The sequence below is a fragment of the Asaia krungthepensis NRIC 0535 genome, from assembly GCF_025995175.1.
GTDB lineage: Bacteria > Pseudomonadota > Alphaproteobacteria > Acetobacterales > Acetobacteraceae > Asaia > Asaia krungthepensis.
Genome location: NZ_BAPV01000001.1, coordinates 67,885 through 90,980, shown reverse-complemented (window position 1 = coordinate 90,980; position 23,096 = coordinate 67,885). Strand labels below are relative to the sequence as shown.

Annotated in this window: 16 protein-coding genes and 1 riboswitch; of the genes, 7 read left to right on the top strand and 9 right to left on the bottom strand. The window is 60.3% G+C overall.

The annotated features are described in order from the left end of the window. Positions 1 to 2: 2 nt before the first annotated feature. The 4 genes from ribB to AA0535_RS00360 all read right to left on the bottom strand — a co-directional run bounded on the left by ribB (position 3) and on the right by AA0535_RS00360 (position 3,679). Positions 3 to 1,292, bottom strand: coding sequence for a 3,4-dihydroxy-2-butanone-4-phosphate synthase (gene ribB / locus AA0535_RS00375; RefSeq protein WP_373319240.1), 1,290 nt, complete (start codon positions 1,290 to 1,292; stop codon positions 3 to 5). Then, entirely contained in the window at positions 1,289 to 1,900 is a 612-nt protein-coding gene (locus AA0535_RS00370) for a riboflavin synthase (RefSeq protein ID WP_264813891.1), read from the bottom strand. Before AA0535_RS00370 ends, ribB begins: the two co-directional genes overlap by 4 nt. Continuing rightward, positions 1,900 to 2,985: a bifunctional diaminohydroxyphosphoribosylaminopyrimidine deaminase/5-amino-6-(5-phosphoribosylamino)uracil reductase RibD gene (ribD, locus tag AA0535_RS00365; RefSeq protein WP_373319245.1), complete on the bottom strand. Its 1,086-nt coding sequence runs from the start codon at positions 2,983 to 2,985 to the stop codon at positions 1,900 to 1,902. The genes AA0535_RS00370 and ribD overlap by 1 nt, the downstream gene beginning before the upstream one ends. 121 nt (positions 2,986 to 3,106) lie before the next feature. Then, a riboswitch (FMN riboswitch) is annotated at positions 3,107 to 3,255 on the bottom strand. Positions 3,256 to 3,484: 229 nt separating this feature from the next. Beyond that, positions 3,485 to 3,679, bottom strand: a complete 195-nt coding sequence (locus AA0535_RS00360; protein WP_264813889.1) for an entericidin — start codon at positions 3,677 to 3,679, stop codon at positions 3,485 to 3,487. 265 nt (positions 3,680 to 3,944) lie between these two features. Here AA0535_RS00360 and AA0535_RS00355 point away from each other — a divergent pair, with 265 nt between their 5' ends. After that, a complete protein-coding gene (locus AA0535_RS00355) occupies positions 3,945 to 5,390 on the top strand; it encodes a cryptochrome/photolyase family protein (protein ID WP_264813888.1) in 1,446 nt (481 codons plus the stop codon). Here AA0535_RS00355 and AA0535_RS00350 read toward each other — a convergent pair. Then, positions 5,385 to 5,987, bottom strand: a complete 603-nt coding sequence (locus AA0535_RS00350) for a hypothetical protein (RefSeq protein WP_264813887.1) — start codon at positions 5,985 to 5,987, stop codon at positions 5,385 to 5,387. The genes AA0535_RS00355 and AA0535_RS00350 overlap by 6 nt on opposite strands. A 72-nt stretch (positions 5,988 to 6,059) precedes the next feature. Next, complete coding sequence (locus tag AA0535_RS00345) at positions 6,060 to 7,166, bottom strand: A/G-specific adenine glycosylase (RefSeq protein ID WP_264813886.1); 1,107 nt, start codon at positions 7,164 to 7,166, stop codon at positions 6,060 to 6,062. A 69-nt stretch (positions 7,167 to 7,235) separates the two neighbouring features. Here AA0535_RS00345 and AA0535_RS00340 point away from each other — a divergent pair, with 69 nt between their 5' ends. Beyond that, entirely contained in the window at positions 7,236 to 7,799 is a 564-nt protein-coding gene (locus AA0535_RS00340) for a DUF721 domain-containing protein (RefSeq protein WP_264813885.1), read from the top strand. A gap of 176 nt (positions 7,800 to 7,975) precedes the next feature. Then, positions 7,976 to 8,629 carry a hypothetical protein gene (locus AA0535_RS00335; protein ID WP_264813884.1) on the top strand — a complete coding sequence of 218 codons (654 nt, stop codon included), beginning with the start codon at positions 7,976 to 7,978 and terminating at the stop codon, positions 8,627 to 8,629. A gap of 110 nt (positions 8,630 to 8,739) precedes the next feature. Here the strand turns inward: AA0535_RS00335 and AA0535_RS00330 are convergent, their stop codons facing one another. Then, positions 8,740 to 8,910 carry a DUF1328 family protein gene (locus tag AA0535_RS00330; protein ID WP_188425765.1) on the bottom strand — a complete coding sequence of 57 codons (171 nt, stop codon included), beginning with the start codon at positions 8,908 to 8,910 and terminating at the stop codon, positions 8,740 to 8,742. A 181-nt stretch (positions 8,911 to 9,091) separates the two neighbouring features. On the opposite strand from AA0535_RS00330, the gene AA0535_RS00325 reads away from it, so the two are divergent. The 3 genes from AA0535_RS00325 to AA0535_RS00315 all read left to right on the top strand — a co-directional run bounded on the left by AA0535_RS00325 (position 9,092) and on the right by AA0535_RS00315 (position 16,118). Then, positions 9,092 to 11,128: an NAD(+) synthase gene (locus AA0535_RS00325; protein ID WP_264813883.1), complete on the top strand. Its 2,037-nt coding sequence runs from the start codon at positions 9,092 to 9,094 to the stop codon at positions 11,126 to 11,128. Between the two features lie 688 nt (positions 11,129 to 11,816). After that, a complete protein-coding gene (locus AA0535_RS00320; protein WP_264813882.1) occupies positions 11,817 to 13,256 on the top strand; it encodes a calcium-binding protein in 1,440 nt (479 codons plus the stop codon). Positions 13,257 to 13,403: 147 nt separating this feature from the next. After that, positions 13,404 to 16,118 (top strand): glycosyltransferase, encoded by a 2,715-nt coding sequence (locus AA0535_RS00315; RefSeq protein WP_264813881.1) that lies wholly within the window; start codon positions 13,404 to 13,406, stop codon positions 16,116 to 16,118. 490 nt (positions 16,119 to 16,608) lie between these two features. On the opposite strand, the gene AA0535_RS00310 is transcribed toward AA0535_RS00315, so the two are convergent. Continuing rightward, positions 16,609 to 19,158: a membrane-bound PQQ-dependent dehydrogenase, glucose/quinate/shikimate family gene (locus AA0535_RS00310; protein ID WP_264813879.1), complete on the bottom strand. Its 2,550-nt coding sequence runs from the start codon at positions 19,156 to 19,158 to the stop codon at positions 16,609 to 16,611. Positions 19,159 to 19,548: 390 nt separating this feature from the next. Then, positions 19,549 to 20,490, bottom strand: coding sequence for a LysR family transcriptional regulator (locus tag AA0535_RS00305; RefSeq protein ID WP_264813878.1), 942 nt, complete (start codon positions 20,488 to 20,490; stop codon positions 19,549 to 19,551). Positions 20,491 to 20,939: 449 nt separating this feature from the next. On the opposite strand from AA0535_RS00305, the gene AA0535_RS00300 reads away from it, so the two are divergent. Beyond that, positions 20,940 to 23,087 (top strand): TonB-dependent receptor, encoded by a 2,148-nt coding sequence (locus AA0535_RS00300; RefSeq protein WP_264813877.1) that lies wholly within the window; start codon positions 20,940 to 20,942, stop codon positions 23,085 to 23,087. Positions 23,088 to 23,096: the final 9 nt, after the last annotated feature.

The following is a 23,096-nucleotide window of genomic DNA, read 5'->3' as shown; positions in this document are numbered from 1 at the left end:
CCTTATTTCTCAATCACGGAATCGACGAGATCCGGCCAGGCATCACTCAGCTGATGGCCCATCCGGGTGCGTTTGGCATGAAGATAGGCCCGGTTGAACGGGTTGTACCCCGCCTCCAGACGTTCCTGGCTCACAACGCGCAGCCCTGCCGCCTCGAGACCCGACACCTTGCTCGGGTTGTTGGTCAGCAGGGTCAGCGCGTCGATGCCAAGCGATTGCAGAATGGCCGCGCCGGTCACCCAGTCGCGCGCGTCACCGGGCAGGCCGAGTTCCAGATTGGCTTCGAGCGTGTCCTTGCCGTCATCCTGAAGCGCATAGGCACGTATCTTGTTGCCAAGACCGATCCCCCTGCCCTCATGACCACGCAGATAAACCAGCACGCCCGACGGCGCGGCGGAGATACGCTCCAGCGCCTCACGAAGCTGGGGACCGCAATCGCAGCGCAGGGAACCGAGCGCGTCACCGGTCACGCATTCGGAATGCAGGCGCACAAGCGGCACACCCTGCGATGGATCCCCCTTGATGAGGGCGACATGCTCGATCCCATCCGGCGCGCGGAAGGCCTGGATACGCAGATCATGCCCGCCATAAACGCTCGGCAGGGCGGCCTCGGCAATACGCTCGACCGCAGGAGGTACGGGTTCCGGCGCAACGCGATCACCCAGCGCGGCACGACCATGCACCCGGCACCACGCCGCGATCTCCTCGATCGAGATCACCGGGATATCGTGACGAGCCGAGAACTCACGCAGTTCAGGCAGACGCGCCATCGTGCCATCCGCGCTCATGACTTCGCAGATCACCGCCGCCGGATGGAGCCCGGCCAGACGGGCCAGATCGATCGCGCCCTCCGTATGACCGTCACGCGCGACCGTGCCTTCCGGATGGGCACGCAGCGGGAAGATATGCCCGGGTGTGCTGATCTCGTCGGGCCGCGCATCAGGATGGCCCGCAACCTGGATCGTTCGTGCGCGATCCGCCGCAGAGATGCCGGTCGTGATCCCGGTGGTCGCCTCGATGGAAACCGTGAAAGCCGTTCCACGTGGATCATGGCCACGGCGCGGCATCATGGGCAGACCGAGCCGATCGATCTGCTCTGCCTCGAGCGGCAGGCAAATCAGTCCGCGCGCATGGGTGGCCATGAAATTGACGGCGTCGGGGGTCGCAAACTGGGCGGCAATCACCAGATCACCCTCATTTTCGCGCCCTTCATCGTCGATCATCATCACCATGCGCCCCTCGCGCAGCGCCGCAATCGCGCGCGCAAGCGGGTAGGACAGCATCGCGGTCATGAGCGCACCCCGTATTTCAGCAGGCTCTCGACATATTTGGCGAGAACATCGACCTCGACATTGGCCGGATCACCCGGGCTGATCTCGGACAGCCCCGTATGGTCCCAGGTATGGGGAATGATCATGAGGGCAATCGTGAAGGCCTCGCCCTCGACATCGCTGACCTCATTGACGGTCAGGCTAACGCCATCGAGCGCGATCGACCCTTTTTCCACCACATAGCCACGCAGGGCGGCAGGGAGACGAAAGACGATATGACGCGACTCACCAACAGGGCTGACTGAAACCAGATGCGCAAGACCGTCGACATGACCCTGCACGATATGTCCCGACAGGCGCGTGGCCGGTGTGCTGGCACGCTCGAGATTGACCCGCGCCCCATCCGACAGACGTCCGAGGGCCGTGCGTGACAGGGTTTCGGCACTGACGAAGAAATCGGCAAGCCCGGTCGAATCATAAGCGGCAACCGTCAGACAGACGCCATTGACGGCAATGCTCTCTCCCAGATCCATGTCCGACAAGCCGGTTTCGACTTGCAACAGAATGGCCTGATCGCGTGTCTCGACAGTCCTGATACGGCCGATATGCTCGATAATGCCTGAAAACATCAGAGTGCAACCTTGTCAGCAGGAAGGGGATGCGCCCCTTCATCCAGAATGAAACGCAGGGGCGTAGGCCCATGAGAGGTGATTACGGCGCGATCCCTGTCTGAGGGCGCGCTCCCGGACTGCCCTGCCCCGGACTCCCCGGCATGGAAAACCAGCCAGTCATCCCACAGGGCAAGACGCCTGATCTCGTCGAGCAGGGAGGGGCCTGCCTCGACCATGGCCCAGTTCACACCATGATCGCCCAGCAGGGCCGGAATTTCGGCGAGATCACGTGAAACGAGTACACGAAATCCGCTGCCGATCATTTTCTCGCGCCAGGAATCCGGCAGGCGATTCTGCCGGTCGCACACCACGACAAGCCGAGGGGCCCTGTCTTCATGGTCCGGCACATGACGCACATCGAAACGCGGATTATCGGACAGGATGGTGCCAATGCCGGTGATGATCGCATCGCTTGCGCGACGCAGGCGATGAGCGATCTCGAGCGATTGTTGCGAGGTGAAAGTGGTGCGTCCTGCAGGCGGTATCATGGAGCCCTGCGCATCAAGCGCCTGCTTGACCGTAATCCACGGACGCTGCTTGACCATGCGCGTTGCGAAAGGCGCAATCAGGGCCTGACAGCCCTCATGAAGATCAGCAAAACCGGGTTCATCCTCCAGCAGGCGCACCTGACGCCCTTCTGGCATCTGCCGCAGCCGGGCAATCCCCCCGCCCGCCACGGGGTTGGGATCGCGCACACCCACCCAGACGGTCTCGACCGGGCTGTCGCGCAGCGCTTCGCTGCAGGGCGGCGTGCGCCCGACATGATTGCACGGCTCCAGCGTGACAAGCGCGGTCACGACACGGTCGATCACCCCTCGTTCACGCGCCTGATGCAGGGCCAGCGCTTCGGCATGGCGCGCGCCTGCACGATGGTGGGCGGCAACCACAAGGATACCGCCTTCGCGGTCGAGCAAAGTACAGCCCACGGCAGGATTGGGAGAAGTGGCGCCCAGATAGCGTGCAGCCTCATTGAGCGCTGCCTCGAAGCCTTGGCGCACTGCCCGGCTTTCCGACGCTGAAACGCTCTGTGGCGCTTGCCCCATATGCAAAACGGGGCTGGAGGAGAAATCTCCCGGCACGGTAATACGGTCCCATCCTGTCTGGACGGTCCCCGGGCGCGAACATCTGGCGTCTTCACAAGAGGGAGCCCCTTGCGAAAGCGTAACCTGTTCTCTTCCATCCGGACTATGACCGTCGGCTCCGGATTTGGACCGGATCTGCTGTCCCTTCGGTCCAGGGACCGAAGGCGCTCGCGGGCTCGTGCAAAGGCACCTACCGCCGGTGAGGAGTTCCACCCCGCCCTGAGAACGTCAAATTATCAGCCGACCTGACCGGCCGGTTTTCTACTATGTGCTGTGTCCGGATAATTTTGCAAGTCGTGCCCGGACTACCCAGGACAACCCTGCGAGCCTTGCGGGACGCCGATACAGAAAAGGCGATGCCGAAGGCACCGCCTTTTCTGCCGATACCCCGATGAAACGAGGGACGGCGTTCGTTACCGGACAGACCGGGAAAGGCCTGCCCGGTTCAGGTCTGCCCTGATCAGTGCGTGGCAGCCTGCGGCACGGAGTTGTGGATCGCGCCTTGGGTGGCGCCAGCGCCACGGCTGACGTCGTGACCGATGGAGCTGACATCGCGACCGGCACCGTCAACCGTGTTGCATGCCGATAGACCCAGGGCCGGCAGAGCCAGAAGGACAGCAAGAGCACCGGTGCGGAAGAAGGAAGCCGTGGTCATGAAACAATTCCTTATCAAAAGTTCTGGGCTTCAGAACGCTCCTGCCGGGAGAGGGTTCGCTTCGTTACAAATCGGTATCGGCATGGCTGTTGCGCCCCGGCCACAGCTTTCGCGGACCGACAAAGCCTGACGCATGCGCCGCCAGTGGGGCAGCCGACAAACCAAAGCCGCTCTGACGCGCTGGACACGCAACCGTGATGCTCATGGCCTCACGATTTGAGCTTCGCCTCTTCCCGGCCCGTCCCTCTTCCCGAGTAGCCCGACCATGACCCAAGCCCCGCTTTCCCTCGTATGGTTCCGCGATGATTTGCGCCTTGCCGATCACCCGGCCCTCACTGCCGCCAGCGAGAAGGGAGGCAAGATCCTGTGCGTCTATGTGCTGGACACATCAGACGCCATACGCGCACCGGGGGGCGCCTATAAATGGTTCCTGCATGGCGCGCTCGAGGCGCTTAGAGATAGTCTCAGAGAGCATGGCGGCGACTGCCTGATTCTCGAGGGCGATCCGGTCACGGTCATTCCCGATCTGGTGGCTCATACAGGGGCGCGTGCCGTGTTCTGTCATCATCGCTACCAGAAGCAGGCCCGCGCCCAGGATGAGGCGGTTGCCCAAAAGCTCGACGCGCTGGACTGCGCTTTCAATCGATCCCATGGCACCGTGCTACGCAATCCTGAATCTGTCACAACAAAGACAGGCACGCCGTACAAGATCTTCTCGGCCTGGTGGAAAGGGTTTCAGGCGCTCGGTACGCCCCCCTCACCTCTGCCGGTGCCGGGACAGCTTAAATTCCAGGATGTCACCCTCAAGGGCAAGAAGACGCTCAAGCCCTGCGCCCTCGGCAAGGCTCTCCTGCCGAGCAAGCCGGATTGGGGGAAAAAGATGGGTGAATACTGGGAGCATGGAGAGGATGAGGCCGCCGAACTGGTACACGATTTCGCCCATGAAGCGCTGGGACAATACGATACAGGTCGCAATGACATGGCGGCCGAGGGTAGTTCACGACTATCGCCCTATCTGAGGCTTGGCGTGCTTTCACCGCGTCAGATCTGGCATGACTGCAAGGATAAAGGGCGTACCCCCGACCGCGACACCTATCTGTCCGAACTCGGCTGGCGCGACTTCTCCTGGTACACGCTTTTCCACAACCCCGAATTACCCGAGCGCAATCTGAAACCGCAATTCGACAAGTTATCCTGGCGGCGGAGCCCAAAGCAGCTCCTGGCCTGGCAGCGCGGCCAGACCGGCATTCCCGTTGTCGATGCCGGGATGCGACAGCTTTGGGAGACAGGCTGGATGCATAACCGGGCGCGCATGATCGTTGCGTCATTTCTGGCGAAGCATCTGCTGATCGACTGGCGTGAGGGTGAGTCCTGGTTCTGGGACACGCTGATCGACGCCGACCCTGCGTCGAATGCCGTCAACTGGCAGTGGGTTGCAGGCACAGGCATCGAAGCCTCACCCTTTTTCCGCATTTTCAACCCGCTGCGCCAGGCGGCCAAATTCGATCCCGAGGGTGATTATATCCGCCGTTGGGTTCCCGAACTGGCCAAACTCCCTAAAGAGTCGCTCGCTGCCCCCTGGGAGGCCGATCCGGAAACACTCGACAAGGCCGGTATCAAACTCGGGCGCGACTACCCGAAGCCGATTGTTTCACTCGACGAAGGACGCGATCGCGCCATGAAAGCCTATCGCCAGACCCGCAGTTCATGACCGTGTGACGGTCAGGGTGATTTCCTCTCCCTGATCGGTACGAAGGACCAGGGGGGCACCACTTCCGACCTCGAGCGACGAGAGATCCTCAAGAGCTGTGAGATTGGCGGCAAGGCTGAAATCGTGAGGTCCGATACGCCCCTTGAAGCCCTCGACGAAACTCATCGGCGAAAGGATCTCTTCGTCAGGGTCGGTGATGACGCTCACTTCTCCCTGACTGAGAATGGCGTAACTGTGCATCATCGGCTCGGAGAGGATCAGGAAATGCTCCCAGTCCTTCGCCTCCGTTGCCTGAAAATCGATCCCTGCATTCTCGACGCTGCGCAGATAACGCCCCGTTCCGTCGAGGCGCTGAAGCGTGATGAGACCATTCGTCTGGCGGGTGGCCTGGAGTTGGGGAATAGGCACCGGCAGCGAGACGATCTTGCGCAGGGTCACAGTGAATTGCTGAAGCGCAACGCTGTCGGCGAAGAAGAAGAGGCCTGGATAACGACCGGGAGGGGGTACGACCGAGAAAAGGCAATCCCGTAACGGATCATGATCGACAACATGGCCGAAGAAATCGAGAAGCCAGAAACGTGCGGAGGCATAGAGCATGGACAGGCGTCCCTTTCATCAGTCATGGGCCAGACGGCGCTCCCGGGAAAGGGAGCGGATCACTGACCTCTCCTATTGGGCCAGAGCCAGACATTTGTTCATGACGCTCGGCAGGGCCTGGTCCTTCAGGGCGTCGGGAGGGCAGGCAAATCCATCCTGATTATGGAGCGGTGAAAAATCGGCAATCGCAACATTCACGACAGTCAGATTCAGGACGAAATGTGTGAAAACATGCCGGATCTGTCCAGCGACTTTCCATGTCCGCCCCTCCGGCTCAAGCGCGACGGGGGCCTGCGACAGGGCATGGACCAGGGATATCGGCTCGTCGAGCCAAGCTGTTCCCGGAAATTCGGTCATCCCCCCCAACAGACCCTTCTCGGGCCGATGACGCAGCCAGAGAGCGCCTTCTCTGCTCTTGATGACAAAGATCACACCATGGCGTTCCGGTTTCGCCTTGCGTGGCGCCTTGACCGGAAAGCGAGCCGGATCCCCTGTTTCATGCCCCTTACACGGGTTGCGCCACGGGCATACGAGACATGAGGGTCGACGCGGCGTGCAGATCCCTGCCCCGAGATCGAAAAGAGCCTGAGTGAAATCGGAAGGGGCACGTCGGGCGTCGGGATCGTGGTTGAGGTGCTCTGCGAGTTTATCGAGCTGACGACGCGCCTGAGGCAGGGGTTCCGTCATTGCGTGGAGCCGCGCCGTGATGCGTTCGACATTTCCATCGACCGGAACGACCGGCACGCCGAAAGCGATCGACGCAATAGCCCGGGCGGTATAGGCGCCGATACCCGGCAGGGCCTGGAGTTGCTCAACCGTGTCGGGGAAGCCACCACGCGCCGATACGATCGTGGCGCAGGCATGAAGATTGCGTGCGCGGCTGTAATAGCCCAGCCCCGCCCAGGCGCTCAGCACATCCTGCAAGGGCGACGCTGCAAGGTCGTGCACCGTGGGATAACGCTTCAGGAAGCGCTCATAATAGGGCATAACGGTCACGACCGTTGTCTGCTGAAGCATGATCTCGCTCAGCCATACCGCGTAGGGATCGGCGCTTTGCCCCGGCAGGGCACGCCAGGGAAGGATCCGTCTTTGACGGGCATACCAGTCGAGCAGGGAAGAGGCAGAAGGAGTCACCCGGGCGATATGAAGCGCGAGAACGTATCCGGCAAGGGTGTTCATCCCTCCCCCACCCGAGGAACCGCTTCCAGTGTCCGATTTTCCGGCCCTCGTGAGGCGGAGACTGATGGTATGACGCGCCCCCGCACGGCCAGAACGGTCAAACCCGCTGTCACCGGCAAGGTACCCGGATCCGTCATGCCTGCGCAGGCTGGGTCGCTGGAACCACGCCGGAACATGGCAGGGCGGGCCCTGGGTGCCATTATTCCGCAGGTGACGCGTCCGGCGTTCAACAAGCGTCCGGCCCCGGCTGTGAGACTGATCCTGGACTGGGCCGAAATCGTGGGCCCCGCTCTTGCGGCCCAGACCGAGCCCCGCCGGGTCAGCCAGGGAACGCTGACGATTGCCTGCACGGGCCCCGTTGCCCTGGAGCTGCAACATCTGGCACCACAGCTTATCGAGCGTATCAACAACCATTGTGGCCCGCTGCGCACCGGGCGCGACCTGCGCTTCGATGACGGGACGACCCTCGTACGGAAAATCAGAATCGTTCAGGATCCCGCGGTCATGCGCCCTTCAACCCCGGCCGCGCGTACGCCTCCGCCCCCCATAACGATACCGGACATGAAGCAGGGTGAGCTTCAGGAGGTCCTGTCCCGTCTGGGTGGCCATATACGCCGCCGCCCCCGGCGATAACGAAACGATCTGGGCTCGCGCGTTCAGTCGGGCTGATCGTCCGCCAGGGCGGGTAATTTGTCACGAAACGTCATCCGGCGGTTACGCGTTCGACTTTATTCCGCCGCTCCCAGGCACGATATAATCGTGACGAGAGACGGATTGATCCGCTTTCCGAGGAAGGAAAGAGCAAACCCATGCGCAATCGCTATCTTGTCGGGACGGTGCTCTGCCTCGTCCCCCTGACATTCATGTCACCTGCGCAAGCCCAGCGGGGCGGCGGGTTCCACGGAGGCGGCGGTCCCGGCGGGGGCTTTCACGGCGGTGGAGGCGGCCCGGGTGGGGGCTTCCACGGTGGTGGCCCCGGCGGGGGTATGCCTGGTGGGCCCGGCGGCTGGGGTGGTGGTCGCCCCGGTGGCTGGGGTGGTGGCTACCGGGGTGGTGGCCCTGGCTACGGCCGAGTTGGCTATGGTCGCCCCGGTTGGGGTGGGCGTGGGCCAGGCTGGTACGGTGGGGGCGGCTGGGGCCGACCCTGGGGTGGTGGCTGGCGTGGTCCCGGCTGGGGCTGGGGTGGCCCGGGCTGGATGGGCTATGGCTGGGGTATGCCGGGCTGGGGCGGTGGCTGGGGCTGGGGCGGCTGGGGTTGGGGTGGCGGCTGGGGCGGTCTCGGCGTGGGTCTGGCGACAGGTGCCGTCATTGGCGCTGCCGTGGCGCAGCCTTACTATGCCGCCCCATATGGGGCTCAACCCTACGCCGCCGCCCCGTACACCTATGCCTGCGGTGGCTACGCGGGGTGCGACCCTGCTCAGGGCTACGCTTATCCGGGAGATCCGGATCCTAACGGGTACTGACACCCAGGCGGAGGGGATAATGCAGGATGCTCATCCCTCTGCCTGGTCCTGACCGGCGAGCCCGGCCTTTTCCCCATCACAGGGAGGCCGCCGGGCGTCCGGTCCGAGGATCAGCGCATACGGCCGCGACCGAAGATGAAGCTGAGCACGAACAGAACGAGGAAAATGAAAAAGAGAATCTTGCCGATGGATGCAAAGTCGGCAGAAATACCGCCAAAACCTAGAAGGCCTGCCAGAAGGGCAAGAATCAGAAACACGATTGTCCAGCGCAACAGGTCCATGGCGATCACTCCTTGATTGGAACATAACAAAATCGTCATGGTCCGGGCCTGAGCGTGAACGGATCAGTCTGCGACAGGTTTGCCTTCCACCTGCACACCCCTTGTTTTTTAATCTGGAAAGACGTTTCTGGGCATGAACCCGGCAGTGCGCCGTGGGCTATAAGGCACAGGAGATGATCCCATGAGCACGTTCCGCTCTCTGTACCGGCACGGTTTTGCTCGTGTTGCCGCCTGCACCGTTCCTGTACGCCTTGCCGACCCACGCTATAACCTGACCCAGATCATCGCCCTTGCTGCCGAATGCGATGCCGCGGGCGCTGCTTTGGCTGTGTTTCCTGAAATGGGCCTTTCGGGATACGCCATCGATGATCTGCGCCAGCAGGACGCACTGCTCGAAGGCGTCATCGAGGCTTTGCTCATCCTGCGGGAGAAATCAGCCTCCTGGGGGAGTGTGCTGGTGGTCGGGGCCCCCCTCGTGCATCGGGCCAGGCTGTTCAATTGCGCCGTCATTCTGCATCGCGGCAGGTTTCTGGGCATTGTCCCCAAATCCTATCTGCCCAATTACCGCGAATTCTACGACTCCCGTCATTTCACCCCGGGAACAGGGATAACCGGCGAAACGCTCGTTTTGGGCGACGAGACGGTCGCGTTTGGAACAGATCTGATCTTCGAGGCCGATGATCTCCCTGGCTTTTCACTTGGAATCGAAATCTGTGAGGATTTGTGGGTTCCCAGCCCGCCCAGCACGGCTCTGGCCATGGCGGGCGCAACGATCATCGGCAATCCCTCGGCCAGCACGATCACGATCGGCAAATCCGAAGACCGTCATCTGCTCTGCCGCGCGCAGTCGCAAAGGGCAATCTGCGCTTATATCTATGCTGCGGCGGGGGCGGGAGAATCCACCACCGATGTAGCCTGGGACGGACAGGTTTCGGTTTACGAAAATGGTCGGGTGCTCGGCGAATCAACCCGGTTTCCGGAGACCGCGCAAAAGACTCTTGTGGATGTCGATCTCGACCTGCTGCGTCAGGAACGGATGCGGATGGGCAGTTTCCATGATTGCGCACGCGCCAGCGCGACGACCCTGTGGCGTCGTATCCGGTTCACTTTGTCGCCCCCAAAGGGCGATATCGGGTTCGAACGCGAGGTGCCCCGTTTCCCCTTCGTGCCCGGCGATCCTCAGCGTCTCGATCAGGACTGCTACGAGGCCTGGACCATACAGGTGCGTGCGCTCACCCAGCGCCTGCGATCGAGCGGGGTCGAGCGGGTAGTCATTGGCGTGTCGGGGGGCCTCGATTCGACCCTTGCGCTTCTGGTCGCGGCACGTGCGGCTGACGAGATGGGCTGGCCACGCGACCGGGTGGAAGCCTATACGATGCCGGGCTTCGCTACAGGCGATACCAGCCTCGGACTGGCCCATGAGCTGATGGACGCGCTCGACGTTTCGGCGCATGAGCTCGATATCAAACCAACGGCCATGCAGATGCTGGCCACCATCGGCCATCCCTTCGCCGCCGGCGAAGCCGTTCATGACGTGACGTTCGAAAATGTCCAAGCAGGGCTGCGCACGGATTTCCTGTTCCGACTGGCAAACCAGTGCAACGGGATCGTGATCGGGACGGGCGATCTCTCCGAGCTGGCGCTGGGCTGGTGCACCTATGGCGTGGGTGACCAGATGTCTCATTATAATGTCAATGCGGGCATGCCCAAGACACTGATCCAGCATCTGATACGCTGGCTCGCCCGACGAGAAATCCTCGGGACATCAATAGGGACGGTTCTCGAGACGATCGTCTCGGCGGAAATCACTCCCGAACTCGTACCGGCCGACGCCGGCGGTGTGCAGAAAACAGAAGAAAAGATAGGCCCTTATCCGCTTCAGGATTTCAATCTTTACTACACGCTTCGTCACGGCTTCAGGCCGGGTAAGATCCTCTTCCTCGCCATGCAGGCATGGGAAGAAGCGGAGCGTGGTATCTGGCCAGCCCATTATCCCGACGACCGGCGCTATGCTTATGATCCCCACACCATTCACCGCTGGCTCATCCTCTTCGTGAAGCGATTCTTCGGTTTCAGCCAGTTCAAGCGTTCAGCATTGCCAAACGGGCCCAAGCTCTCTCCAGGGGGAAGCCTTTCACCCAGGGGCGAGTGGCGGGCGCCTTCTGACGGGACAGCGGCAGCCTGGCTGGAGGAACTTGAGGGTATCGACCTTTCTTGAGTGCTTACCCTGCGCTCCGGGGGGACATGTTCTTCATAAAACTGTGAGGGACTATTAGTTATTTATCTGAAATATTCAGGTTTCCTTTACCAGATTTTTCGTACATTTTTACCTTACGGCGAGGGATGCGTGGCATCCGTCGCCTTTTTTTGTTTTAAATCAGCACTTTACTCAACGACTTCCTGTAACACGACGTGTCATTATTGAAACACGAATGCCACTGAATGCGCGGACTTCTAGAGATTTCCAGATCATCGCGAATGAACGATGCGGCCTCAGCTTGACGAAGCCTCGAGCGAGCGGAGACATGGAATCATGAAATTTTATGTAATAATCACATATTTTTGATCGGGTGCGCTTCGGTCACGCTGAAGACATCAGGATAAATCCTATGATTTGCAAGGATATCCCTCTGAAATCTGGGAATTTCAAAACATTTCTACATAGAGAACGATTTCCCAATATGTAGGTTTTCTTCAAACCGGTATCGAATGATGTCCAATACCTGCAATTTATTGACTCCGCGGGAAGGTTAAGACATTCATAAGGAAGTTAGTGTTCAATGCGGGTCTTGCCAGACGGCACAACCACTGAAGCATGATGGGTCGACAGCGTCCGGCCCCATGCGACAGCCCAAATGTAACGGTTTGCGTCTGAAGCCTCCAAAAATAATAAAGGAGCTGATCGCATGGCGATCGTAACGGTAGTCGGTTCGTCTGGTATGACTGTGCAGGTCACTGTGGAAGGTGCCCGTATGCAGACGCTGGCCTCGAGCTACGCGAAGCAGATCTTGGACGCGACGACCAGCGGCAACCTGACTTCAGTTGATCTGGTCAACGGGTCGAATGCTGGTCCGTCTTCGGCGAATAGTGTCATCCAGGGTGTCGTGACGACCGGTGGCGCCTTCTCGATGCAGGGCAAGTATTCCAACCTCGTGATCGGTGCGCAGGGTGCGCCCTATCTGAGCCCGGAGGAAGCCACCCCGGTCGCCCCCCTGAACTTACCGGTTGCGGTCGATGCTACCGGTGTGGTGACGGACAACCTGTCGATCCTTGCGGGCAATACGGCAGGCGTGAGCTTCTATGCCGGGAACTATAACGGCACCTTCGTCTCGACGATGGGCAACAACCTGTTCCACGCAGATGATCGCACAGGCAACTGGACGATCGCCACGGGTGACGGCAATGACACTATCGTTGCCGGCAACGGCGTGAACAACATCCGCGCAGGTGAAGGCGAAAACCTGATCACCCTGGGCGCAGGTGCGAATTTCGTCGCCTCCGAAGGTCAGGACACGATCACCGGTGTCGAAAACGCTTCCGACACGGTCACCCTGCTGGGTGGCAACTCCATCGTCACGCTGCAGTCCAACTCGGCTGTCGTCGATGCGGCCCTTGTGGGCAGCCGCATCTCTGTCGGCATCAACAGCACGGTTTTCGGCGGCACGGGCTCCACGGTCGACTTCACCGGCAACTCGGGCACCATCGTCGGCGCCATCGGCGACACCATCTCGGCAGCAGGCGACCTCTCGGTCTATCACGGCTGCGATCAGTCCATCAGCGTGTCGGGTGCTCTCAAGTTCATCTCGGGCACAGGCAACACCTCGATCAATGCCGGGCTCGGCACGATCTGGGGCGCAAACGACCTGCACGCTACCGTCGACACGAACGGCCTCGCCCTGTTCACTGCAAACCAGCCCAACACAACGGGCAGCCAGTATATCGATGCGTCCTCCTCCAAGGGTACGCTCGAAGCCTGGACCGGTGCAGGCAACAACACGGTTATCGGCACCTCGGGTTCCGATCACTTCGTGTTCGGCACACAGTTCGAGAACTCGAACGGTGACAGCTTCGCCACCGTGACCGGTGGTGACGGCGCAGCCAACAGCTTCGGTGTTCTGGCAGGCCATAATGGCGGCGACATCACCATCACCGATTTCGGCAGTGCTGCCGGCAACATGTTCTTCATGTACAACTACAAGCCTGCCGATGCCGATCAGGCCGTGAAGGATCTGCTCGCCACCGCAACCGTGACCGGCGGCAACACCACGCTGCAGCTCGACAACAACATGAAGGTCACTTTCCTCGGCGTGACCGATCTGAAGGCATCGAACATCGTCATCAGCTGATTGCTGCCGTCGATCTCAGGACGCCTGCCTCTGCAAAGGCCCGATCTCCCAGATCGGGCCTTTGTTTTTCCAGATGGTAAAATTCGGTTATAGAAGAGCGGTGGACTACTATTTTGATCCCTCACCTCGTCGCCGAATGAGTACCTCTTGCCTGATATTGATGACCGACAGACACGATCTGCTTTTGACCCGAATGCTCCTCAGGAAGATGTAGCCGGATCCTCTGCCTATCTGGCAACACTTCGGGCAGACTCACTCCAGGCAGAGCTTCGTCTGACGAACCAACAGCTAAAGCTGATGCGCCGTTCGCTATCCTGGCGAGTCATGGAGCCTTTGCGTTGGGTTCGGGCCCTGACCCTCGGTAGATTGCCGCGCGGCATTCCTATCAACGAGGCCTGGGAGCAGTGGCTCGATTCCTATCGCACCGAAGGGTTCTTTAAAGCGATGGGTCGGTTTTATGCCGGGGGAATCGCGAAACGGCGTCTTTCACGGCATAGTGATCAGGCGGGCGATCCGCTTTTTGTCCCGACCAAGGAGCTTGCTGCCTTTCTGCGACGCCCGGCGCCCAAGGCGACACAGATGCTGCGCCCCCATTATTTGCTGATCGCCGATCTAGGTTTGCAGCAATGTACCAAATATCGCGTGACCCAGAAGGCCGAGCTGATCCGTCGTCTCGGCTGGACCGTACAGATCGTCGACTGGCAGGACAGCAGCGAGGCGCTCTCCTCGCTCCAGGTGGCGACCGAAATTCTGTTCTATCGCGTCCCGGGCGTTCCCTCGATACTCGGCTTGATCGCCGAGGCAAAAAGGCTAGGTCTTAAGCCGCGCTGGGAGATCGACGATCTTCTGTTCAGCAAGATCCTCTACCGGCGCAACGGCAATCTCGCGACATTGAGTTATCATGAGCGCCAGGGCCTTTACCATTTGGCCGATCTTTATCTGCGCGCGCTCCGTGCCTGTGGGCGTGGCATGGCCTCCACGGAAGCCCTGGCCGCCGAAATGCGCAAGGTCGGCATCGAGGATGTGCTGGTTCTGGAGAACGCGCTCGACACCCAGACGCTTAAGGTGGCCGAAACCCTGCTTGCCAACCCGGCCCCGCGCAATGACGACAGGATCTGGGTCTGCTACGGTTCGGGCAGCCGCGCCCATGACATGGATTTCAAGATCGCTGAAACCGGTTTGATCGCGGCCATGAAGGCAGAGCCGCGATTGAATCTCCTGATTATCGGCCCACTGAAGATCTCTCCGCTCTTTGCACAATTCGGCTCGCGCATTCAGCGTCGGAACGAACTCTCTTATGCCGCCTATCTGGAAGAACTGGCCAAAGCCGACATCGCCATTGCGCCGCTCGAGGACACGCTCTTCAATGACTGCAAGAGCAATATCAAATTTCTGGAAGCCGCCATTCTGGAACTTCCCTCTATCTGCTCACCTACCGATACCTATCACCGGGTCATCCAGTCCGGTGATAACGGATATCTCGCGTGCACGGCCGAAGAGTGGCGCGACATGGTTCTGGCACTGGCCAGCGACGCGCAATTGCGTCGCCACATCGGTCTGAAAGCACGCGAGACGGCGCTCGCACTCTATGCGCCCGACCGTATCCTGACCCAGCAGGCCGCTCCCATCTTCGGCGAGCCTCCTGCCTATGCCCACAAGGCGCCGCGTGTCCTGCAGGTGAACATCTTCATGGCCCCGCGCTCTTTCGGCGGGGCCACGATCGTAGTGGAAGCCCTTCTCAAGCCGCTCGCCAAGGCCGGCTTCGAGAACAGCGTTATGACGACACGTCCTGTGCTGGACGCTCTGCCCGATGGAGCCTTACGTTACAGAGTTCTGGATACGGACGTCTTTTCCATCGTAGCTGGACGTAACGCAGCGACAGACAACCTTGCCATCGCCCGTCAAATTGAGCGCTGGATCGATGCATGGGACGCTGAACTGGTGCATTTTCATGCCATCCAGGAAATGGGTGTCGGCATGGCCCGCATCTGCCAACAACGTGGCGTGCCTTATGTGATCAGCTTGCATGATTGCTGGTGGCTATCAGAGAGTCTTTTTATCACACGCGATGACGGGCAGTACCACCTTGAGAAGAACGAAGTGCCGCTTGCCCCTGGTGAATCAACACGCGCCTATTACCTGAATGAACGCCGCAAGGTCATGCGCCAGGCTTTGGCGGGTGCGGCAGCCATTCTGAGCCCCTCGGAAGAGCATAAGGGGCTTTATGTGCGCAATGGCGTGCCCTCTGACCGGATTCTGATCAATCGTAACGGCTTCACCTGGCCCTCGCGGCCCAAGGCGAAACGCCCGCCAGGCAGCAAGCTGCGCTTCGGTTTTGTCGGGGGCATCGGGTTTGTCAAAGGCTATGACCTGATCCGCAAGGCGCTGGAGCGCACCAAGCGCGATGACTGGGAACTGGTACTGGTCGATAACACGCTCAATCTGGGTTTTCCCTCAATCGATACGTCGGAATGGCTGGTGAAGGGCACGATCCGCACCGTTCCAGCCTACACCCAGTCCGGACTGGATGATTTCTATGATCAGGTGGACGTGCTGCTCTTCCCCTCGCAATGGCGCGAGAGCTATGGCCTGACCGTGCGCGAGGCCCTGTCGCGCGATGTCTGGGTGATCTCGACGGCACCGGGCGGCCAGGCTGAGGAAATCGTGGATGGCGTGAATGGCTCCCTCATCCCGATCATCGACGATCCCGCTCCGCTCCAAGCCGCGATTGAAGCCATCCTCGATCAGAAGAGCAGGTTCGATTCCTATGTGAACCCGAACAAGGGCAGCCTTCCGAGCTACGAGGATCAGGCGCAGGAACTCGTCACGCTCTATAATCGCATTCTTGGACGCACAGCCTGAACAAGCCAAGCCTCCACGACTCAGCCGTGCCCCCTTTTCCGGCAACGGGAGAGGGGTTTTCTTTTGCCCATCGTCTCACCCGGAAAGCGCACGACCGGCATGATTGCGGATCACACGGCCCGCACGACTGTGTAGAGAAAGGCCAAAGGTCGAGAGCTTAGATAGAGAGACACGCTTGAGGCGGTAATGGTGGTTTTTCCGGCACGTCAGCCGGGACTGCGCCGACAGACTAGCACTGACAGGGAAGATGAAGCGGATATTCGGCTTGCTTGGCGGGACCTTATCATCCTGCCCCCAGGTCATCGATTCCGAGGGAGTATTGGCCGAGCCGGACCTCGTTGCGGGAATGCATCTGCCGCAGCGTTACCCGACATCATTCCCCAGGTGTCAGACCCGGCAGAGCGCGGGCCTGACCAAGGTTCCGCGATAGACCCGGAACCTCGTAGGGGCTCCCATGCCGCGTCAAGGCGGCAGGGAGCGAAAGGGATCGTCAGGGTGTTGCCGGGAGGGCATAGGCCAGAACGTAATCGCCCTTGTTCGCATTAGTGCCGGTACGCGTCGCGCCACCCGCGACCACCAGCACATACTGCCTGCCCTTTTCGACATAAGTCATGGGCGTACCCTGACCGCCGACAGGCAGGCGCTCACGCCAGACTTCCTTACCCGTGCGCAGGTCGAAAGCGCGGAAATAATTATCGAGTGACCCGTGGAAGAAGGCGAGATTGCCCTGGGTGAGCATCGGTCCGCCCATGGTCGGCATGCCAATCGGCACGTAGAGATGCGGAATGATTCCCTTCTGGCCGAACACACCATGAATGGCGGCATCCTGAATGCTACCAACCGGCACCTGCCAGAGCGTCTTCTGAGTCTTCAGATCGATGGCCGTCAGCGAACCATAAGGCGGCTTGAAGCAAGGCGCACCGAGCGGTGAGACGAACATCGAGCGCTCCACGCCCCAGGGCGTGCCAAGCTGCTCGGAATATTCGCCTTCGGTCGAGGGAACGAGGCCGGCATGGGCGGCGTCCTCGCGCTTGATGAACTGTCCCCACATCGCCATGCGGATGTCGTTCACCACCAGCACACCGGTCTGCGGGTCAAGCGCTCCGCCGCCCCAGTTCGAGCCACCGTAATAGCCGGGCCAGATCAGGGTTTTCTGCTTGTCGCTCAGCGGGGTAAATTCCCCCTCCCAACGCATCTTCCGGAAAGCGATGCGGCAGTAGAGCTGGTCGAACACCGTACCGCCCCACATATCGCTTTCCTTCAGCGGATCGACGCCAATGGAGAGGGCGGAATAGGGCTGAACCGGGCTGATGCGCTGCCCGGGCATACCGTCAGTCGCGACCTTGCGATCGGTCACAGGCACGACAGGCTTGCCTGTACGGCGGTCGAGCACGAAAATCTGGCTGCGCTTGGTCAGAGCAACCACGACAGGCGTGGTCTCACCCTTGCCATCGGGCATATCGTACAGGATCGGCTGCGACGTCACGTCATAGTCGAACATATCGTTATTGGCTGTACGGAAATGCCAGTGTTCCTGGCCCGTGCGGATATCGAGTGCCAGGATCGCGTCGGTATATTCGTCCGAATAGTCATGGCGATTACCGGTCCAGAAATCCGGCGTCTGATTGCCCATGGGAATGAAGGCAAGACCCAGCTTGGGATCATAGGAGGCCGTGCCCCAGAAATTCGGGGTTTCGGTCGCATAGATCTGTCCAGCGGGGAGTGGGCGGCTGTCCTTGTCGCCGCGCGAGGCATCCCAGGCCCAGACCAGTCGGCCCGTACGCACATCATAGCCGCGAATGACGCCCGAGGGCTCACCGACGGTCATGTTGTCGTTGATCTTGCCACCCACCATGATCACGCCATCAGCCACGAGCGGGGCGGAGGTCAGATAATAGGAGCCAGGTGCCGTCGGGCCGAGCCCTTCGAGCAGATTCACCATGCCATGATCGCCGAAATCTTCGCAGAGCGCTCCGGTCGCGGCATCGAGTTCAAAGAGGCGGGCATCGTTGGTCGTGCTGACAATACGACGCGCACAGGGCGTTTCCGCCGTGATGGCGACAGGCGCGGGCGTCGCGGTTTCTACAGGCGGTGCAGCGGGCGCTGGCACGGAGGAGGCCTGGTCGGCAGACGCAGGAGTTTCCTCCGGGCCGAATGCTTTCGCATCGGGCCCCAGCAGCGACATGGTCGTGAGATCGGCATAGCTGACGCCACGGCAGCGCTTCCAGCCCTTGTTGCCGCGCGTCACCTGCATATGCGGGTCAAAACGCCATTTCTGCTTGCCCGTGACAGGATCGAGCGCAATCACCTTGTTCAGAGGTGTGCAGAGATAGAGCGTATCCGCGATCTTGAGCGGCGTAACCTGATATTCAGACCCGTCAATGGCGAGGTCCCCTGTATGGAAGGTCCATGCGAGTTTGAGATCGGTCACATTCTGCGCGTTGATCTGCGTATAGGGTGCGAAACGGTCACCCGTCAGGTTGCGCCCCCAGGCAGGCCAGTCATTGCCGTTCTGCTGCCCCAGCGCCCCATCGGCCTTGGGCTGCTGCGATGCATCTGCCGTGACCTCGGCATGAGGCTGAAACACACCGAGTATGACGCCACAGAAGATAATCGCATAGACCGCGGCGATCCCGAGCCCCCAGGCGCGTGGGACACCGCCGGAGCGCAAGGCGCCCGAACGCACTGCTCCACCGACAGGGTTACGCTCTGTCGAGCCGAAAAAGGGGGCCAGAACACCCACCACAATGGGCAGAACCAGAAACACCCCGACGCGCGGCAGGACGAGCCAGAACACATCGCCCACCTCACCGAACGCCCAGCCCGCTGCAACAAGGCTGAGCAGAATCGACAAGGGAAGGGCAATGGTCCGCTGGGCCATGACCGAGAACCCGACACCGGCCATAAGCAGACCGAGAACGATATAGGCCCAGCTTCCGCCAAGCCAGGCGAGATAGGCCCCGCCGAGGGCCAGAGCCACACCGAGCAACCCGATCACCAGGCCAGCAAGGGTGCATAATAAAGGAACAACGCGTCGCACGGGACATCCTCACGCTACGCCCCCGGGCAAAGCTTTGCCCGCTATGCAGGCCCGCCATGCCGAAAGCCGTTGGAGCAGTGAAGCCACCGGCCCTGTATGGACGGAAGATCTGTCAACACTTTGGATAACGGCAAGAAGAACCGTCACTCCAAGCTGTATCGACAGTCAGATCGCCCCACATGATCCGACGGCTCAAAGAATGGGCAATGTGCGTCAAAAATGTTAACTGTGCTTCATCACAAGTTCATCAAAGAGAAATTTTCACCAAAACGTTATTGTTGGCGAACGCCCGTCCGATATCCTGCCTGCCCCTTCGTTTTATCTGCGTAACCTCTGACGATACCTTGTCGGAGAGGACTCCCCTGGGGAGCCCGACCCGGGAGCCGCACTTCAGGAAACGCCATAGGGTTCGGGCAGGCTCGACATCACCGACAGAGCATAGGCAACCGGCGCGGTACGTTCGATACCCCTCGCCCAGGCAATCCCATGCTCCATGAAGAAATCATCCCCCGGCAATCCTCCATCCAGAACCGGGAGACGCGCATGCTGCGCCTCTGAAAGTAACGATACCGGCACCAGAGCCACCGCATCACAGGCGCTACGCAACTCTTCGAGCCTGTGAGGCACACTGATTTCAATCAACCTGTCCGGCAGCGGCAGACTTCGCGCCTGTAAAACCTGATCCAGGCGGTCGCGCATCGCCATGCCCTTGACGGGCAACAGCCAGGTGCGATCCACATAATGGACCCAGTTATCCAGCACCTCCGAGACGGTCAGTAACGCGCCATCGGCCTGAATCAGACAATGCTCCAGACAGAGCGTCCGGGTTTCGAACCGTCCCGAGACGGAGACCCCGAGGAGGTTGATCGCCACCATATCGAGCCTGCTGGCATGCAGGTCATCGAGCAGACGCTGACGCATGCCATATTCGATACTTACAGTGAGGAAGGGCTGCTCGCGCTTCATGCGCGACACCCACGCGATAAGCGGTCTCTCCAGCATCGGAGCCTGCAAGCCAATACGGACCTTGCCATGCAGCAGGGCCGTCTCACGCACGAAATCCTCACTCAGCGCCTGCAATTCATGATCGATCCGCCGTGCTGCCAGCAAGACACGCTCGAGTCCTGGCAGGGGCACAAGACGGCCATGCACACGCTCGAACAGGCGCTGACCGAGCAGGGCCTCGATCTCGATGCAGGATTTCGAGACAGCGGCGGGTGAGATGTTCAGTCTCTGTGCGGTCAGGCGCATGCTGCGCGTCGCATTCAGCATTTCCAGCAAATGCAGATGGCGCAGCTTGAGCTGACGATGCAGCCTCGATCCAGTCACCATGCCCTGCCCGCTCCTTCGACAACCAGACGGTTGACGCAGCATAACCTTATTTCGCTTCTATAACGAAACGTTTTGATTTCATTATTTTCCTACAGCCCGCGCAGGGCGGCAGGTGTTACCGCCGCCTGCACTAATAATAACCGGCAGGAAGCATGATGACAGACAAGCCATTCCAGACGCGCCAAAAGGCCCTGTGGTGCCGTTCATCCTTCTTTTTGTTGATAGCGACGGCCTTGACACCAGCTCTCGGCTTTCAGGCCCAGGCTGAGACTCAGGCTGCTTCTGCCGGAGGCGGGCACGGAGCGCGCAAGGCGCTTTCGCGGCATGCCTCTCCGGCGACCTGGGCATACAGCCATGCCTCAGCCCCTGCATCGTCACGAAACCGCAGCGCACGGGACGCGACATCACGTCCCGGGGCACCGCGTCTTAGGGCATCACGTCCCGGGGCAATGAAAAGCGGCTCCGAAACGCTGACGGTCACCACAGCACGACGGCGCTTCCATTTTACCGCAGCCCAGCATGAAGCCGATGCCACCACCCATATTACGGCCGAGACCCTGACGCGTCAGGGAGTGGTGTCTTTGCTCGATCTGCCCCGTGTGGCCCCAAACCTGACCGTTCAGAGCGTGAACGGCACAGGCACGACCAATTTCTTCCTGCGCGGCATAGGGCTGAACGACTACACCCAGAACAACATGTCCTCGGTTCTCGTCTATTATGACGACGTCGCCTATCCCCTGGCGCGCATGGCGTCCGGCATGATGTTCGATATCGCCGGCGCGGCTGTCGAGCCCGGGCCGGTCGGTTTTTCTCATGGCCAGGCGGATACAGGGGGAGAGGTGGCATTTCATACCAATGACCCGACCGATGACTGGCATGGCGGGGTTTCACAGGATATTGCCTCCTACGCCCGCAGCCGCACCAATCTTTTTGTGTCCGGTCCGATCGTGACAGACAAGCTCAGCTTCAGGATCGCGGGGCAGACCATGCAAGGTGGCGGCTGGCAGACCAATCCGAGCAATGGCGCCCATCTGGGGGATGCAAATCTGGGCGCGTTGCGCGCCAAACTGCGTTGGCGGCCGGAAGAGCATACGGAAATCATGCTGAGCGGGCATTGGGTCCAGGATGATTCCGAGGTCGTCGCAGCCAAACCCGTCGTGAATTTCCTGCCAAGCCGCCCCTACCCGTCACTCACCTACCAGCAGGCCCAATGGGGTTATAATACGCGTCTCGCCAGATTGATCGGCCGCCCGGCTAATCTGAAGCCCAGCGAGCATAATACGATGTGGGGGGCCGATCTCAAGGCGTCGCATGATTTCGGCTTTGCGACGCTCAGGAGCATCAGCGCCTTCGAAACCGAGCGCGTGGGCGAATATACCGATCAGGATGGCACGCTCTGGGCCACGGGCGATAACTACCGCAATATCGTTGCCAACAGCTTCTCGCAGGAACTGCGTCTGGAATCACGCAAGAACCGGCCGCTCGACTGGGTGATCGGTGCCTATTACGACCGTGTGCGCATGACGCAGCAATCCTTTTTCGATTTCACCGATTACGTGCCCACACGCGGCTATCTTCAGGAAACATCCTTCGGCCAGAACCAGCAGACATTCTCGCAATTCGTGCATCTGGCGTACAAGCTGCCCTATCGCCTGACGCTGATCGGCGGTCTGACCCATGAGGCAGATGACCGACAATTGCTGGATCTGCGTACGGTCCAGTTCGGACGGCGCTCCCTACAGTTCCAGTCTACCGGGTCCAACATGAACCAGTTTGCCGGCACGCTGGGCCTGCAATTTCAGGCCACGAAAGACGTCATGACCTATTTTAAGGTCAGCCGGGGCATGAAGCCGGGCGGTATGACCGCCAATAACACGGTGGTGCAGGGACAGCTCGACCCGTTCAAACCCGAAACCGTGCTGGCCTATGAACTCGGCTTCAAGGCCGATCTCATTCCCAATCGTTTCCGGCTCAATGCAGCCGCCTTTTATTACGATTATCACGACCAGCAATATCTCGGCACCTATGTCGTGCCCAGCTATGGTCCTCTCGGGCGCTTCGACAACATCCCCAAATCCGAGATCTGGGGGATTGAGTTCAATACCGAAATCAATCCGATACGCCATGTCTACCTGACGCAGAATTTCGGCTATCTGCGCAGCAAATACCAGCGTTTCCAGGCCATCAACGCTGCCGCCGTCAATGCCCAATACGCGCGCACGGGCATATGGGCGCCCATCTACACCGATTATGCCGGTACAGAAGGCATGAACCCGAAACTGACCCTTAATGGCTCCGGCGATTATCGCATCGCCTTCCTCAAGCGCTATGAAGGCGAGGCCGGGATCGACTGGAATTTCCGATCCGCGCAATCCATGGTGCCGGGCGGCACCGGTCCCTATCAGCTTCCGGCCTATTTCCTGCTCGGCGCGCATCTCACTGTGCATCCGCTCAAAGGACCGTGGACAGCGACGCTCTATGCGTCGAATATCCTGAACAGGGAGTATTTCACCACGAGTTCGCAATCGACCACGACGTATTTCCGTATTCCCGGCCCGCCGCGTTTTATCGGCGGCCGGATCGGCCTGACCTACTGAACGCCCCCA